A 1389-nucleotide genomic window follows, 5' to 3' on the forward strand; every position below is an offset into this window, starting at 1 on the left:
CGCTGCCCCGCAAGGCATCGGCGCGCGGCGCATAGCCACGGGCGCTGCCCGCCGCCGGGGCTGCGGTCTCAAAAGCCGCTGGCGTCAAGGCGGCGCTGAGCGAGGGGTCCGCAGCGGCGGGCAGCTGCAGGTTCAGGTACAGGCTGCCCGATGGGCGCAACTGCTGGCCGATGACGCGCAAGGCATAGCTGGCTTGCTGCTGCAGATGGCTGGCGTCGCTCACGGTGCCCGCCAGGCTGCGCGAGGTCAGCAAGGCCACACTGGCCGCGGCCACCACCAGCAGGCCCAGCGCCAGACCCACCATCAGCTCGACCAGGCTAAAGCCAAGCTGCCCGCGCCCCCTTGCACGGCAGCGCCCGCCGACCCGATCCAACGCCCACAGGGGATGGAGGGGATGCGGCATCTCAAGTCCCCCCGCAGTGGTAGTGCAGCGCGCTGCCCATGCGCTCTGCTGTGCAGCGTGCGTTCAAGGCCAGGTACTGCAGATGGCAGCTGTAGCGCAGATCGCCATCGCCATCCTGGCAGACCACCTCGCCGCCGCGTTCATCCACCGCATCCGCGCCCCGGCCCTCGCCGACACTGCGGGTGGCATCGACCAGGTCCCAGTACAGCGCCGGATCGGTGCCACCTTGCGGGGCATGCGTGCTGTCGCGCCAGCGGACCATCACGCCCAGCTGGCGCCGGTTGGCGTCCACCTCTTCGCCGGGTGCGAGAAAAATCCGGGATTGCCCCAGCGGCAAGCTGCGCGCCACCTGCAGGCGCCACTGCGCCAACTCATGCTGGGCCAGCTCAGCGGCGCTGCAAGCCTGCGCCGCGCAAGACCTGGCCTGAGGGGCTGGTGCTGCATGCTGCCAATCGCTCAGATAGTGCTCCAGCTGGTCCCAGGCATGGGGGTTGGCGCGTATGCGCTCGCCCAGGTCTTCGATCAGGCGAATGGCCTGCACACGCCGGGTGCTGGTCTGCACATCGGCCAGCGTGCGCAGCTGCATGGCCAGCATCGCCAACACACCCAGGACCAGCACCACCATGGCCACCAGTGACTCCAGCAAGCTGATGCCGCCTGAGAGGGAGGCCTGCGGGTGGGTGGGCACGGCGATGCGCATGGCTTAGCTCCTGGGGCTGCAGCCGGGGCCGTCGACGACCCGCACGCGGCCACCCCGGCTGGTGCACAGGCCCTTGGTGGCCGGGTGCTCTACCGTTTTCCCCTCCGGGAGCAGCGCAAAGGCAAAACCGGCTACCGGCATGCCCCAGCGGTCAAAGCGGATACCTTCACCCAGGCTGTTGCGCTGCACCTGCAGGCCCGGCGGCGTTTCAAAGCGCTGCAGCACCGGCGCATCGTCGGCGCACTGCTGCTGGCCCAGCGCATGCACACAGACCTGCCAGCCGCAG

The 1389-nt window shown here is 69.8% G+C and carries 2 protein-coding genes and 1 pseudogene; all 3 read right to left on the reverse strand.

Features of this window, described 5'->3' with window-relative positions:
- Positions 1-403: prepilin-type N-terminal cleavage/methylation domain-containing protein (locus H928_RS0107345; protein WP_148293090.1), on the reverse strand; the 403-nt coding region annotated here is incomplete at its 3' end.
- A 1-nt stretch (position 404) separates the two neighbouring features.
- Positions 405-1103, reverse strand: a complete 699-nt coding sequence (pilV, locus tag H928_RS0107350) for a type IV pilus modification protein PilV (RefSeq protein ID WP_021025916.1) — start codon at positions 1101-1103, stop codon at positions 405-407.
- A 3-nt stretch (positions 1104-1106) separates the two neighbouring features.
- Positions 1107-1389, reverse strand: a pseudogene (locus H928_RS31460) (GspH/FimT family pseudopilin); the annotation flags it as partial.

It is taken from the genome of Comamonas sp. B-9 (genome assembly GCF_000410635.1).
In the GTDB taxonomy this organism is placed as follows: Bacteria; Pseudomonadota; Gammaproteobacteria; order Burkholderiales; family Burkholderiaceae_C; genus Comamonas.

Coding starts and splice junctions, on each gene's coding strand:
- pilV (WP_021025916.1), bottom strand. CDS start 1,103: ATGCGCATCGCCGTGCCCACCCACCCGCAGGCCTCCCTCTCAGGCGGC.